The organism is Phycisphaeraceae bacterium, assembly GCA_015709595.1.
Classification (GTDB): domain Bacteria; phylum Planctomycetota; class Phycisphaerae; order Phycisphaerales; family SM1A02; genus CAADGA01.
In genome coordinates, this window is sequence record CP054178.1 from 1,358,433 (window position 1) to 1,370,899 (window position 12,467).

Below are 12,467 nucleotides of genomic sequence, written 5' to 3' on the forward strand. Positions count from 1 at the left end.
AAGAACGCTTCGAAGCGCCGCGCTGCATGCTGGAAGGAGATCGCGTGGGCATGGGGGCGGCAGTGTAGAACCATCCCGGCGTGCTCTCCCGCGCCGGGGGCGCCGGATCGCGGTGATCGTCGAACTCCGGTTTCACCGCAGCGTCCCGGGGAGCGCTGAGCCCGAGGTTTCGGCACTGTCTCCGCCACGTCAGCGGCTCAGCGGTGAATCCGGGTTGTTCGCGCGGTCATGCAGGATGACGCCGCCCTCGCTCAGACCCTCTCCCAGGGGAGCGGGAGTCGAAGTCGGACAAGCGACTCAATCCAGCTTCACCGGCACGCGCACCATCGCCGGCTGCTGCGTCACGCGCGACTTGGGATCGATCATCGGTTCGCCGTTCACCAGCCGCTGCGGGAACTGCGCCATCAGTTTGCGCACGTCCGGGGTGTACAGGTGGCTCACCGGGTTCACCGCTGTACGGTCGAACTTGCCCACCGTGACCGACGTGATGCGCTGCGTCTCGTCGTGGTAGAAGTACGCCTCGTACCCCTGGGCGCGCAGTTGGGCGGCGTAGGCCTCGGCGCGGCGACGGCAGTCGCGCCACGAGGCGTCGTTCTCCTCCGCGATCCACACCGCCACGTCCAGCGTGTAGAGCGGGTCCACCTTGGGGAACTGACGCCGAAGCGTCCGCAGGTCGTGCGGGTGGGCGGCGTTCGACTGGCCCAGCCGCACCGGTGCGAGCCGGGCCGCCACGAAGGGCGTGCGATCCTCGACACGCATCTCCTTGATGAACCGCAGGTGGGCCTGGGCGGCGGGATCATCCACCGAGCCAAAACGCCCGCTGAGGACCATCGACCCGCGTTCCGAGCCGTGCAGCCACAGGTCGCCGACCTGCGGGGCGGCGGCGCGGATGTTGTTCGCCACCGCCAGGGCCTGCTGGGCATGACCGTCGCCGGTGGTGGTGGCCAGCACGACCGTCCACACCGTCTCCGGTTCACCTGCTGAAGCGCCTGTTGCGGAAGAACCCCCGGAACCGCCGCCGGCAACGGGATCCACGGGACGGGGCGTCATGGGACCGGGGGCCGCGCTCCCTCCGCTTCCACCGCCCGCGCCGGACGCCACGGTCGGATCGCGGGGCGCCGCACCGGCGCCGGTCCCACCCCCCCCACCGCTTCCACCCGGCGAGGCGACGGGGTTGCGCGAGGTGGTGGTCGCATCGCCTGGTCCGGGAGTTCCGGGAGTTCCGGGGGTTCCGGGGGTTCCGGCGGGGATTCCGGGGGTTCCGCCGCGCCGCGCCGCCTGGTCGGCCGCCTTCTGCTGGGCGAGCAGCATCTCCCGTTCCTTCTCACGCTGCTTGAGGCGCTCGCGGTCGCGCATCACCTGCTCGGCGGTGATGATCTTGGTGGTGTGAACGTCCACGAAGTTCGTGGTGGGCGACTTGGAATCGATGGAGCTGGTCCGCGAACCGTCATCGCCGCACGATGCCAGCACGATCGCGGCGACGCATCCCGCGACGACCCATCGAAGCGATCGACCTGTCGAAGCGACGAGAATCATGACATCACACCCGACGGGGAATCGCACCATGCCGACATGGTCCACGCAGCCCGCCCGACACGATTCGCGCAACCCGTGTGCTCGGCGTCACGGTCCTTCGACCCGCCGATACGGCCGCCGAGTCACGTCCTCCACATGACTTGGACAGTGTAGCGGACGAATCCCGCCGCATCGTCGGGCAGGAACCGGGAATCTGACGTGTCCCACGACGGGACATGTCAGCGGTTTGCTCTTCGGATCGTCTGCAAATCACGGAATCGGCATGAGTTGCGCGATTGTGGATGAATTGGGCAAAGTTCAAGCGTTTTCGACAGCCGGACCGATCAATATGGCGGAGCAACGGGCCACGATCTGCCCGCCGGACCGCCATGACCGCGGGACAATGCGTGAGGAGAAAGGTGGCGGAAGCGTCCTCACGAAACCGATAGCCCGAAGGGAGTGTTCGATGTCAGATTTCGCGCCGATCGGCCCGGCGGGTGCGCCCGGGCAGGTGTCCCGTTCACACCTGAACGGGCACGCCGGAAGAGCCCACGCGCCCACGACGACACCAATTGAGATCAAACTCGATCGCGATGATCGCGTCGAGTTGTCCGACCGAGCCGTGCTTCTGGAAGAGCTGCGACGGCTGCCGGACATCCGTCAGGACCGCGTGGAAGCCGCTCGGCAAGCCATCGCCCGGGGCGAGTACCCCACCGACGCCCAGGTGGATGCCGCGCTGGAGCGACTGCTGGAGGATCTGGCCGAGTAAGCCGCGCCGTATCCATCACCGATCCACCCCACGGGGCGTCGCAGCAGTGCGGCGCCCCGTTTTCTTGAGTCGGCGCCGTCGCGCGTCCGGCACGCCGGGGCGTACGATCTCCCCCCATCGTCCCGACGGAGCGCCGCGCGTGACCCCGCCCCACCCCATGCCCCAGGCGATCGACCCGGCTTCCGCCGCGGCGCGACGGCGCGTGGTGGTCGCCGCCGTGCTTCTGCTGGTCGCGGGCGGGTTCACACTGTGGACGGAGGTCCAGGGCCGGGGCTCCAGCATGGCCTTCGCTTATCCGATCGGCTTCGCGCTGCAGCTGTTCTTCGGGCTGATCGCCCTGCATGCGGCGTCGCACGCCTGGGCGGGGGGTGCGGGACGGGTGCGCACGAGCGCCCTGCTGCTGGGCGGCTGCTATGCGGCCGTCGACGCCCTGCACTACCTGCTCGACACGCAGGCCAGCGGCGCCCCCGGGCCGCTGGCGGCGGGCGCCATCGCACTGACGCACCTGTCGCTGGTGGCGGCGCTCTTCCGGCTGCGACTGGCCAACGCGCTGTGGCTGGGGTCGGTGACGTTTCTCATCAAGGTGGCGGGACTGGCCAGCGTGCCCAACACGCTGTACACGCTGTTCGTGTGATGGCTTGGCGAGGTCGGCAGGCGAAGACGTCCGCTCCCCCACCCATCCATGCTCACACCATCCGCGCCCCGTTGGCCCGCGCCGAGGCCACGATCCGCTCCGCCGTGCGCACCGCGGCGAAGCCCGCCTCGGCGTCCACCAGCGGCTCTTTCTCGCCCCGCACCGCCGCCAGAAAGTCCTGAATCTGCAGCGTCAGCGCGTCGGCAGGATCGACCTTCAGCGGCTCCACCTGCACCAGTTCCAGGTAGTTCACGCTCGACAGGTCCGCGCCCTGCCTGAGCTGCTCGCGCACGCGGGCCAGTTGCTCGGCGTTGGCGGTCTTGCGCACCACCGTGCCCTCGCGCTTCACGAAGTCGGCGGAGATGTAGCAGTCCTCGGAAATGATGCGGAGTTTCCGCTCCGTCTTGAGCGCCAGACGGCTGGCGGTGACGTTGGCCACGCAGCGCACTCCGTCCGGCCCGGGCGGAAACGTCAGCCGCGCGTTGCACACGTCCTCCTGTTCACCCATCACGCACACGGCGTTGGCGTCCACGCGCTCGGGCTCCACGCCGCCCATGAACATGAGCAGCAGGTCCAGGTCGTGGATCATCATGTCCAGCACCACGCCCACGTCCACGCTGCGGAAGGTCATGGGGCTGATGCGATCGACCTCGATGAAGCGCGGCGTGACGCCTTCGATGGCGCGAATCGCCCGCATCACCGGGTCGTAGCGCACCACGTGGCCCACCTGCAGCACCGCGCCGCTCTTCGCCGCGGCGTCGGCGATGGCCCGCGCCTCGGTGACGTCGGGCGCGAGCGGCTTCTCGATGAGGCACGCCACCCCCGCCGCCAGCAGCTCCTCCGCCGCGGCGCGGTGATGCACCGTGGGCGTGGCGATGGTGACGGCCTTCACGCCCGCGTCGATCATCGCGCGCACGCTGTCGAACCCGGCGCCGCCCCACTCGCCGGTGATGTCGCGCACACGCTCGGGGTTGCGGTCAACGACGCCGAGGAAGTTCACGCCCGGAAGTTGCGAGTAGATGCGGGCGTGGTGGCGGCCCATGCGCCCCACGCCGATCACGCCGCAGGGAATGGGTGAGCGGGGAGAATGGATGGCTGGCGTCATCGGTCGCTCCGTGTCATCCGGTCGAACCCTCGCCGACGCGGCGACCCGGCACTGTATTCGTCCGGCGGCGATCCGCCACGACGGGACAGTCCTGCGCGAGGCGGCCCCTGACGCCGCGAGGGACGCGCCTCGACCGGGCGGCCGCCCGAGGCGCCGCATGGTCAGGAAGCCATCCGATCCCCCGCCGCACCACCCGGCGTGCGCATCCGTCGCCCCTTCTCGTCCGCCACCGCGAGCACGGCGGCGATGACGCGGACCGCTCCCAGCTCGCGCAGCATCCTGGCGCAGGTTCGCAGCGTCGCGCCGGTGGTCTTGATGTCGTCGATGAGGACGACCGTGGCGCGGGCCAGCGGCCAGCCGCCCCAGCGCTTTCTCGCGACAATCCAGCCCTTGCGCGGACGCCGTCGCTCGGCGGCGGACAGCGAGGCCTGGGCCGGCTCCAGGCGCTTGCGCAGCACGCAGGCGACCTCCAGCTTCATCTCGCGGGCGGCGCCGTCGGCGATGAGGCGCGTGTGGTCGATGCCGCGGTACAGTCGCCGCTGCCACGGCATCGGCACGGGCACGATGATCGAGCGGCGCGGCTCGAGCGCGTGTTGAGCGGCCACGGCGCGCCCCAGCAGGGCGCCCAGGGCTTCGAGCATCTCGCTCCACCCATCATACTTGCCCGCCGTCACCCAGTCGCGCAGCGGGCCGTCGTAGACGCCCAGCCGCACGAAGGCGTCGGCGATGGACGGCTCGTCGCGGCAGGAGGCGCATCCATCCGCTCCGCCCTCACCCGGACCGACCGATCCGCCGCAGCGCGGGCACCACGATGCGGGCGCATCCGGCGCGAAACCCGCCTGCCTGATGGCGCGATGGACCGGCGGACAGGACAGCCCGAACACGCGCTCCACCAGCGCATCCACGGCATCGCGGCATCGGACCAGCGTCCCCGCCATGAGGGCAGTGTAGCGGATATGGGGCGCTCGTTGAGCCCACAGAGGCCGCCTCACGCCTTCCACGGCGACGCTTTTCGCGTCAAGAACGCCCGCGACGCGGAGCGCCGCGCCACCCCCGCGTTCTCCTGTCATGGCTTCCCACCGCACTCCGCTCGCGTGACGTCATCGTGCCCCTACCATTCGAGGGTGCTTCGGGAGTCCGCCATGTGGTCGCCGCCCGACGATTCTCGCACGCTGGTGCTGATCTACGACGGACGATGCGCCTTCTGCGAGCGGAACTCCGCCCGGCTGGTGCGATGGGTCCGGCGCGGATCGCTGGTGCGGGTGAGCTCCTCCGAACCAGGCGTGCTGGAGCGGTACCCCTCGCTCACGCGGGAGCAATGCGACCGCGCCATGCAGCTGGTGCTTCCGGACGGCCGCATCGTGTCGGGGGCGCAGGCCGCGGCGGAAGCACTCAAGACCCGCCGCTGGACGGGCTGGCTGGCCAGCGTGTACTACCTGCCGGGGCTGCGATGGGTGTTCGATCGCCTGTACAACTGGGTCGCGCGGAACCGGTATCGATTCTCTCGCAGCGCGACGGTCTGCACGACCAGTGGCTGCGCGGTCGCGGCGAAGCGGCCGTAGCGCGGGTGCGCACCGCTCGAGTCCGAGGCGTCAGTGGCACGGGCATTCCGCCTGTGAACCCGATTGCAGTGGCGCAGGCGTCCCGCCTGTGTGCGTCAGTTCACCACCAGATGCGAGAGACTCTCCCGATTCCCGCATTCACCGCCAAGCCGCGGAGAGCACGGACGTCGGAATCGCGGATGATTTCTCCCCGCCGCCTCGGTGGCCCCACGGTTCCATATGCCTCTGGGAATTCCAGGACAGTCGCTACAGACCGTACTCCGCCCACGAGGTGGGCGTCTCGGTCACGCGCACGCGCTCCAGCACCAGGTGTCGCGGCAGAGGGTACGCGGCGCCTTCGTCATCGTGGAACACCTGCCCCGACGCGATGGCCGCGGACAGATGATCGAACAGGCGCTTCGCCAGCACCTCGGTGGTGGGATCGACGTTGTCGAAGACCACCAGCCGCTGCTCCGACCCCTTGAGCCGCCCGATGAGCGGGTCGCGGCTGTTGACGGCGAGCGCGTGATCGAACTGGTCAAGATACTCGCTCAGCGCCAGCTTGATCGCCTTGAAGTCGCACACCATGTCGCGCTCGTCCAGCCGGTCGCTGGCCACGACCACATCCACCCGCCGCGAATGCCCGTGGGGGAAGCGGCAGCGACCCGGATGCTTGGAGAGCACGTGGCCCGTCTCGACGTGGAACGACTTGCAGATGCGGTACTTCATGGACGTGGAAGGCGTCGGATGCGCCACGGGGAATCACGTGCCGCGGCGGTGGCCGAAGAGCTCGATGTGCAGACGGTGACAGTATCGCCACCCGCGGCTGAGACAAAGCCCCAGCACCAGTTGCCGCCTGGCCTCGTCCGGCGGGGTGACGCCCTCGGGCATGAGCAGGATGTCCTCCTTCGCCCATCCGCGCAGGCGGGCCAGGAGGGATTCGATCTCCGCCGCATCATCCGCGCGGGCGACGACGAACTTGAGCTGCCGCTCGGGGTGGGCGTCGATCAGTTGCTGCAGCGGCTCGATGTTGAGGCGGCGTTCCTCATGCCGCTTCAACCAGGCGCCATGCTCCGGGCCGGGGGTCGAGTTGGCGAGTTTCGGGCTGATCGACATCAGGTCGCACGTCACGGGCCGGAGAACCGTGCCTGCTGTCTCGATGGTGATGTGAAACCCCGCCTCGTGGAGTCGGCGCGTGAGTTCCGTCACCGGCTCGAAGATCATCGGCTCGCCGCCGGTGAGAACGACGTGGCGCACGCCCGACCGCCGCGCTTCATCCACCAGGGAGTCGATCGAGCGTGCCTCGCCCTCCGGGTTCCAGCTTGCATAGGGCGTGTCGCACCAGGCGCAGCGCAGGTTGCAGCCGCTGACGCGGATGAAGAACGACGGCATTCCGGCGAGTCTGCCCTCGCCCTGGATGGACGTGAACGTCTCGGCGATGGGAATCGCGTTGTGGATGGCGCGATGCCCCGCGTCGTGCGACGCCCCGACCCCTGCGGCGATCGAATCCCCGGTCGGTCGTTCTGATCCATCGCGCCCGCTCATGGCGCCACCCCGCCGACGTATTCGGTGGGATCCTCCACGCCCGCCTCGAGAAACCCCCGTGCCCGCAGGCGGCAGCTATCGCACCGCCCGCAGGCGCGGCCGTGCGCATCCGGGTCGTAGCAACTGAACGTCAGCCCGTAATCGACGCCCAACTCCGTCCCGCGATGAATGATCTGCGACTTGGTCCAATGCACCAGCGGCGCGTGGATGCGCAGCGGGCTGCCGGTGACGCCCGCCTTCGTGCCCAGGTTCGCCACGCGCTCGAACTGCTCCACGAACTCCGGGCGGCAGTCCGGGTAACCGGAGTAATCCAGCGCGTTGACGCCGATGAAGACATCCCGCGCCCCCAGCGGCTCGGCGAACGCCACCGCCAGCGACAGGAATACGAGGTTGCGGGCGGGAACGTAGGTGACGGGAATGATCCCGGGAGGAACGCCGTCGCGGGGCACTTCAGCGCCAGGGTCGGTCAGCGCGCTGCCGCCGAAGGAGCGCAGGTCGATCACCATCACCACGTGACGCGCCACGCCCAGTTGCCGGGCGATGCGCCGGGCGGCATCCAGTTCAAAACGGTGACGCTGGCCATAGTCAAAGGAGAGCGCGTGACACTCGAACCCCTCCGATCGGGCGATGGCCAGCGTGGTCGCGCTGTCCAGGCCGCCGGAAAGCAGGACGACGGCCCGGGGATTCGATTCCGCGGGTTGGGAGGGGGTGCGATCCACGGGTCTCCGGAACAATAGGGGCGGGGATTCGGACTCACCATCTTCCTATGATTTTCCCGCATGTCGCCGGACCCCTCCACTCCTCCTTCGCCGGCCGGTTCATCGACTCCCGGCGGCGCCGGCGCCCCGAGTGAAGCCGCCATCGCCCGCACGCTGGCCCGCCACCCCCGCCCGCTGGGGGGCGACACGGCCCGGCACGTCGGCCCGCCCGTGCTGTCGCTCACCGGCATGGTGCTCAACAACGCGCAGTCGCCCGTCAACCACGTGCGCCTCGGCCGCAAGCCCGACTGGCTCCGCGCCCGGGTGCCGGGCGGCGAAGGGTACAACCGGCTCAAGGCCATCGTCGATGAGCACCGGCTGCACACCGTCTGCCAGGAAGCCAGTTGCCCCAACATGGGTGAATGCTGGAGCCGCGGCACCGCCACCATCATGATCCTGGGCGACGTCTGCACACGATCGTGCGGGTTCTGCAACGTCAAGACCGGCAAGCCGCTGCCCGCCGACCCGGATGAGCCGCGCCGAGTTGCGGCGTCGCTCGCCCTGATGGGGCTCAAACACGTGGTCATCACCTGCGTCGATCGGGATGACCTGCCGGACGGCGGAGCGGCGATCTGGGCCGAAACCATCCGCCGCGTGCATGAATCGTGCCCGCACATGTCGGTCGAGGTGCTGACAGGCGACTTCAAGGGTGATGCTGAAGCTCTGGGCGTGGTGCTGGCCGCGCGCCCGGAAATCTTCGCCCACAACTTCGAGACCGTGAAGCGCATGCACCCCGCCGTGCGCCCGCAGGCCCGCTACGAGCGCACCATGCAGGTGCTGCGTCAGGCCAGGGACGCCGGGCTGGTCACCAAGACCGGCCTCATGGTGGGCATCGGCGAACGGGACGACGAGGTGTTCGACCTCATGCGCGACATTCGCCAGCGCGCCCAGACGGACATTCTCACGATCGGGCAGTACCTGCAGCCCACGCGCAACCACCTGCCGATTTCGCGCTGGGTGACGCCCGACCAGTTCGCGGCGTACAAGGTCGAGGGGCTGCGGCTGGGCTTCCGCGTCGTGGAGTCCGGCCCGCTGGTGCGCAGTTCGTACCACGCCGAGGAGCAGGCCGAGCGTCTGAGCCCCGACCGACGCGAGACCGTGGAGATGATGGAGCGCCTGATCGCGGGGGCGAAGGGTGGAACAGCGAGGCGCCCGGCATGAGCGACGGACTCGACGCATTTCGACTCGACCGCACGCATCTCTCCGTCGTGTCGATGCACGACCCGGATGACACCCCGCGCACTGGCTCACCCGACCCGTCGAGGAGCGCCTGGCGGCGCTGGAGTTCCTGCGGCAGCAGATGTACGGTTACGATCCGCTGACCGCCCGACTTCGAAGAGTTCTTGCGGTGACTCGGCTCGATCGGAGTTGAGTACATGCTCGTGGGCGGCGACGCGGCGGCCTTGCATGCTCACCCGCTTGTCTTGCCGCGCCCCACGGCGCCGATCGCGGCCCGCGCCCGCTGCTCGACCCGCTCGTAGTCGCCCGCCGCCAGGTCGTTGGGGTCGAAGAGCGTGTTCACGAACCCCACGGCGAAGGCCCCGGCCTTCAGCCACGCCGCCGCGTTGTTCTCATGCACGCCGTTGGTGGGCACGACGTTGAGGAACGGCATCGGGCCGAGGACGGCCTTGAGGTACTTCGGGCCGCTGTCCGGCGCGGGAAACAGCTTCTGAAGTCGCGCTCCGGCCCGGTGCGCTCGCAGCATCTCCGTGGGCGTGAACGTGCCGGGCATCACCGCCGCGTCGCGCTCCAGGGCCGCCGCGATGACCGCCTCGTCCACCACCGGCGACACCAGGAACACCGCCCCGGCGTCCACGGCGGCGTGGGCCTCCTGCGGCGTCAGCACCGTGCCCGCGCCCACCACGATCTCCGGCCGCTTCGAAAACTCGCGGATCAGGTCCAGCGCGCCCGGCACCGTGAGCGTGAACTCGCACACTCGGAACCCGCCTCGGATCGCCGCCTCCATCGCCGGGGCGGCGGCGTCGCGCAGGTTGGTGCGCAGAATCGCGCTGGCGCGGGCCTCGGAGAAGAAACGAAGAAAGTCATCGGACGTCATGGGTTCGCTGATCCGCATCGGGTGAAGGAGCCGCTGGCCTCGGTCGCCCGCCGAGAGTCGAGGATTCGAGGGCGGCCGGGCGCTCCGCCTCGTGCGGGCTCGCGGCGACGCCCCCCATCGTACGGGCGCGGCGATCACGCGGCGCGACGCACAACGCCACGACGCTCAACAGGCACGCATGGAACGCCGCGTCGAGGCGGCGCTCGCGGTGAGCATGACGGGGCTGGCGGCGGCGGACGCTGCGCCCCCACGGTCGCGGTTCGATGAGTCGGCGGGGATCACGGTCACGCGCACGTGCTTGAACGTCGGGGTGCGCGACTCGCCGTCCACCGCGCGCGGCACGAGCACGTTGGCCTCTGGATAGTACATGGCGGCATTCCCCGGGCGGATGTCGATCGCCCGCGCCAGCACGCCGCGCATCACGCCGGTGTCGCTCCGCACGTCCACCGGCTGATTCTCGCGCAATCCCAGCCGCTCGATGTCCTCGCGGGCCATGAGGATCACGTCCCGACGCTCCTGCCCGCGGTAGAGGTCTTCCTCCTCGTAGACCACGGTGTTGAACTGGCCCTCGGAGCGGATGGTCATGAGGCGGAGGGCGGGGGAATGTCGGTTCTCGGGTGTCGGTTGTCGATCGTCGGTGGCCCGGTTCGTCACGCCGAACGCGGGAATCGCCACGGGATGGAATCGGGCCTTGCGGGAATCCGTGGCGAACACCGGCTCGTGGAACACGCGACCCTGCACGTGGAACTCGCGCTTGCTCGAATCAATCGCGCCAATCGGCGCGTAGCCCGGCACGGTGGCGGAAATCGCCTGGCGGATTGCGCCGTGGTCGCGCAAGTGGTCGAAATCAACGTCGCCCAGGTCGCGCCGCCCGCCGTCGCCGCTCGCACGCTCTGCCAGCGCGGCGAAGGTCCGTCTGGCCAGTTCCGCGATGATCTCCACCTCGCTGCGCGGGCCGTCGAGCCGGCGCGGGCCCCCGTCGCTCAGACGCACGAAGTTGAACATCGACTCCTGCGTGGTTGGCTGCGGCTCCTCATCCCGCGCCAGCACGGGCAGCACCATCGTGCGTTGTCCAACGCCCCACGCGTGCCCCGTGTTGAGCGTGGTCGAGAGATACACAACAAGATCGACGTTGGCCAGCGCACGCGCCGCGTACGCCGCATCGGGATTCGAGCCGAAGAGATTGCCGCCCAGGCAGAAGACCACGCGCAGCTTCCCCCCTGCGGCGCGCTCGATGCCCTCGAGCGTGTCCAGCCCCGGCCCGCGCGGCAGGGTGACGGCGAAGTACCGCTCGATCTTCTCCAGCATGTGCTGCTTGAGCGCGGGCACGGCTCCCACCGAGCCGACGCCCTGCACGTTGCTGTGTCCCCGCAGCGGCAGCAGGCCCGCGCCCGGGCGGCCCACCATGCCTCGCAGCAGCGCCAGGTTGGCGATCATGCGCACGTTGTCCACGCCGTGCGCGTGGTGGGTGATGCCCATCGTCCAGCAGAACACCGCGTTGCCCGCCCGCGCGTAGAGCCGCGCCACGCGCTCCAGGTCCGCGCGGTTGACACCGCTCTCTCGTTCAATCACCCCCCATGCCGTCCCTCGCACGAGCCGCTCGAACGAGGCGAACCCTTCGGTGTGGGCGTCAATGAAGCGGGCATCCGCCGCCCCCAGTTCCAGCACCGCTTTCGCCAGCCCCGTCAACAGGGCGATGTCGCCCCCGATGTGCGGCTGCAGGTATTCATCCGCGATACTCGACCCGAACAGCAGCGAGCGTGGGTCGCTGGGCACCTTGAAGCGCAGCAGTCCCAGTTCCTTGAGCGGATTGATCACCACCACCGAGCCGCCGCGCCGCTTGATCTCGACAAGCGTGCGCATGAAGCGCGGGTGGTTGGACGCGGGGTTGCCGCCGATGAGGAAGAGCACATCGCCGTCGCCCAGCCGATCAAGATCTTCCAGTGTGATGGTCGCCGTGCCCGAGCCGGTCACGCTCGCCAGCCCCACGCCCGAGGCCTGGTGGCAGTAGTACGAGCAGTTGTTGATGTTGTTGGTGCCGTACAGCCGCGCGAAGAGATGCAGCAGGTACGCGGCCTCATTGCTGGAGCGCCCGCTGAAGTAGAAGAACGTTTCATCGGGCGGCGCCGCCGCCAGCGCGCGGGCGATGGTGTCCAGCGCCTCATCCCACGCGATGGGGCGGTAGTAGTCGCTGCGAGCGTGTGCCGCGGCCGTGCCGACCGCGCCAAGATGGTCCGATCCTGAACCACGCACCGATGACTCGCCCGTCCGACCAGGCGGCGTCTTCGCGATTCCATCGTCTTCGGCGGAACGCTCGCACGGCTCACAGAGCCGTGGCACACCGGTCTCCATCATCACCGGCTCGACCAGCCGCCCCGCGGCCTCGAGTTCGCGGGGAGTCAGCGCCCGCAGTTGATCGAGCGAGAACGTCTCAAAGAACCGCGGGGCGATGCGGCCCTGCATGTCCGCCGCCATCGCCTGCACGGACTTCTTGCACACCTCGGGGAAGAGCCCGAGTTCGTTGACCATGCCGCCCTTCTGCCC

The 12,467-nt window shown here is 69.4% G+C and carries 12 protein-coding genes; 4 read left to right on the top strand and 8 right to left on the bottom strand.

The window, feature by feature from the left end; translation table 11 throughout:
• Positions 1 to 297 precede the first annotated feature (297 nt).
• On the bottom strand, positions 298 to 1,566 hold the full coding sequence (locus tag HRU76_05665) for a hypothetical protein (GenBank protein QOJ16072.1): 1,269 nt from the start codon (positions 1,564 to 1,566) through the stop codon (positions 298 to 300).
• Between the two features lie 232 nt (positions 1,567 to 1,798).
• Between HRU76_05665 and HRU76_05670 the strand changes: the two genes are divergently transcribed.
• The gene (locus HRU76_05670; GenBank protein QOJ19115.1) at positions 1,799 to 2,284 is read left to right on the top strand and encodes a flagellar biosynthesis anti-sigma factor FlgM; all 486 of its coding nucleotides are present in this window, start codon (positions 1,799 to 1,801) and stop codon (positions 2,282 to 2,284) included.
• 139 nt (positions 2,285 to 2,423) lie between these two features.
• A complete protein-coding gene (locus tag HRU76_05675; GenBank protein ID QOJ17095.1) occupies positions 2,424 to 2,918 on the top strand; it encodes a hypothetical protein in 495 nt (164 codons plus the stop codon).
• 52 nt (positions 2,919 to 2,970) lie between these two features.
• Here HRU76_05675 and HRU76_05680 read toward each other — a convergent pair whose 3' ends face one another.
• Both HRU76_05680 and HRU76_05685 read right to left on the bottom strand, forming a co-directional pair.
• Positions 2,971 to 4,023 carry a Gfo/Idh/MocA family oxidoreductase gene (locus tag HRU76_05680; GenBank protein QOJ17096.1) on the bottom strand — a complete coding sequence of 351 codons (1,053 nt, stop codon included), beginning with the start codon at positions 4,021 to 4,023 and terminating at the stop codon, positions 2,971 to 2,973.
• A gap of 161 nt (positions 4,024 to 4,184) precedes the next feature.
• Positions 4,185 to 4,961 carry a ComF family protein gene (locus HRU76_05685; protein QOJ17097.1) on the bottom strand — a complete coding sequence of 259 codons (777 nt, stop codon included), beginning with the start codon at positions 4,959 to 4,961 and terminating at the stop codon, positions 4,185 to 4,187.
• Positions 4,962 to 5,165: 204 nt separating this feature from the next.
• Between HRU76_05685 and HRU76_05690 the strand changes: the two genes are divergently transcribed.
• Positions 5,166 to 5,585 carry a DUF393 domain-containing protein gene (locus HRU76_05690; GenBank protein ID QOJ17098.1) on the top strand — a complete coding sequence of 140 codons (420 nt, stop codon included), beginning with the start codon at positions 5,166 to 5,168 and terminating at the stop codon, positions 5,583 to 5,585.
• Between the two features lie 246 nt (positions 5,586 to 5,831).
• Here the strand turns inward: HRU76_05690 and HRU76_05695 are convergent, their stop codons facing one another.
• The 3 genes from HRU76_05695 to queC all read right to left on the bottom strand — a co-directional run bounded on the left by HRU76_05695 (position 5,832) and on the right by queC (position 7,828).
• Positions 5,832 to 6,293: a 6-carboxytetrahydropterin synthase gene (locus HRU76_05695; protein QOJ19116.1), complete on the bottom strand. Its 462-nt coding sequence runs from the start codon at positions 6,291 to 6,293 to the stop codon at positions 5,832 to 5,834.
• 33 nt (positions 6,294 to 6,326) lie between these two features.
• Positions 6,327 to 7,010 carry a 7-carboxy-7-deazaguanine synthase QueE gene (locus tag HRU76_05700; GenBank protein QOJ19117.1) on the bottom strand — a complete coding sequence of 228 codons (684 nt, stop codon included), beginning with the start codon at positions 7,008 to 7,010 and terminating at the stop codon, positions 6,327 to 6,329.
• Between the two features lie 95 nt (positions 7,011 to 7,105).
• Positions 7,106 to 7,828, bottom strand: a complete 723-nt coding sequence (gene queC, locus HRU76_05705) for a 7-cyano-7-deazaguanine synthase QueC (protein QOJ17099.1) — start codon at positions 7,826 to 7,828, stop codon at positions 7,106 to 7,108.
• A 228-nt stretch (positions 7,829 to 8,056) separates the two neighbouring features.
• Here queC and lipA point away from each other — a divergent pair, with 228 nt between their 5' ends.
• Positions 8,057 to 9,028 carry a lipoyl synthase gene (lipA, locus tag HRU76_05710; protein QOJ19118.1) on the top strand — a complete coding sequence of 324 codons (972 nt, stop codon included), beginning with the start codon at positions 8,057 to 8,059 and terminating at the stop codon, positions 9,026 to 9,028.
• A 250-nt stretch (positions 9,029 to 9,278) separates the two neighbouring features.
• Here lipA and HRU76_05715 read toward each other — a convergent pair whose 3' ends face one another.
• Together HRU76_05715 and HRU76_05720 are read right to left on the bottom strand one after the other, a co-directional pair.
• Positions 9,279 to 9,923, bottom strand: a complete 645-nt coding sequence (locus HRU76_05715) for a bifunctional 4-hydroxy-2-oxoglutarate aldolase/2-dehydro-3-deoxy-phosphogluconate aldolase (protein QOJ17100.1) — start codon at positions 9,921 to 9,923, stop codon at positions 9,279 to 9,281.
• Positions 9,924 to 10,088: 165 nt separating this feature from the next.
• Positions 10,089 to 12,278 (bottom strand): FdhF/YdeP family oxidoreductase, encoded by a 2,190-nt coding sequence (locus HRU76_05720; protein QOJ19119.1) that lies wholly within the window; start codon positions 12,276 to 12,278, stop codon positions 10,089 to 10,091.
• Positions 12,279 to 12,467: the final 189 nt, after the last annotated feature.

Bases quoted from the DNA above. Each gene is read 5' to 3' on its own strand.
- HRU76_05685 (QOJ17097.1), bottom strand. From the start codon at position 4,961: ATGGCGGGGACGCTGGTCCGATGCCGCGATGCCGTGGATGCGCTGGTG.
- HRU76_05670 (QOJ19115.1), top strand. From the start codon at position 1,799: ATGAGTTGCGCGATTGTGGATGAATTGGGCAAAGTTCAAGCGTTTTCG.
- HRU76_05690 (QOJ17098.1), top strand. From the start codon at position 5,166: ATGTGGTCGCCGCCCGACGATTCTCGCACGCTGGTGCTGATCTACGAC.
- HRU76_05665 (QOJ16072.1), bottom strand. From the start codon at position 1,566: ATGGTGCGATTCCCCGTCGGGTGTGATGTCATGATTCTCGTCGCTTCG.
- HRU76_05715 (QOJ17100.1), bottom strand. From the start codon at position 9,923: ATGACGTCCGATGACTTTCTTCGTTTCTTCTCCGAGGCCCGCGCCAGC.
- lipA (QOJ19118.1), top strand. From the start codon at position 8,057: ATGGTGCTCAACAACGCGCAGTCGCCCGTCAACCACGTGCGCCTCGGC.
- HRU76_05680 (QOJ17096.1), bottom strand. From the start codon at position 4,023: ATGACGCCAGCCATCCATTCTCCCCGCTCACCCATTCCCTGCGGCGTG.
- HRU76_05695 (QOJ19116.1), bottom strand. From the start codon at position 6,293: ATGAAGTACCGCATCTGCAAGTCGTTCCACGTCGAGACGGGCCACGTG.
- HRU76_05720 (QOJ19119.1), bottom strand. From the start codon at position 12,278: ATGATGGAGACCGGTGTGCCACGGCTCTGTGAGCCGTGCGAGCGTTCC.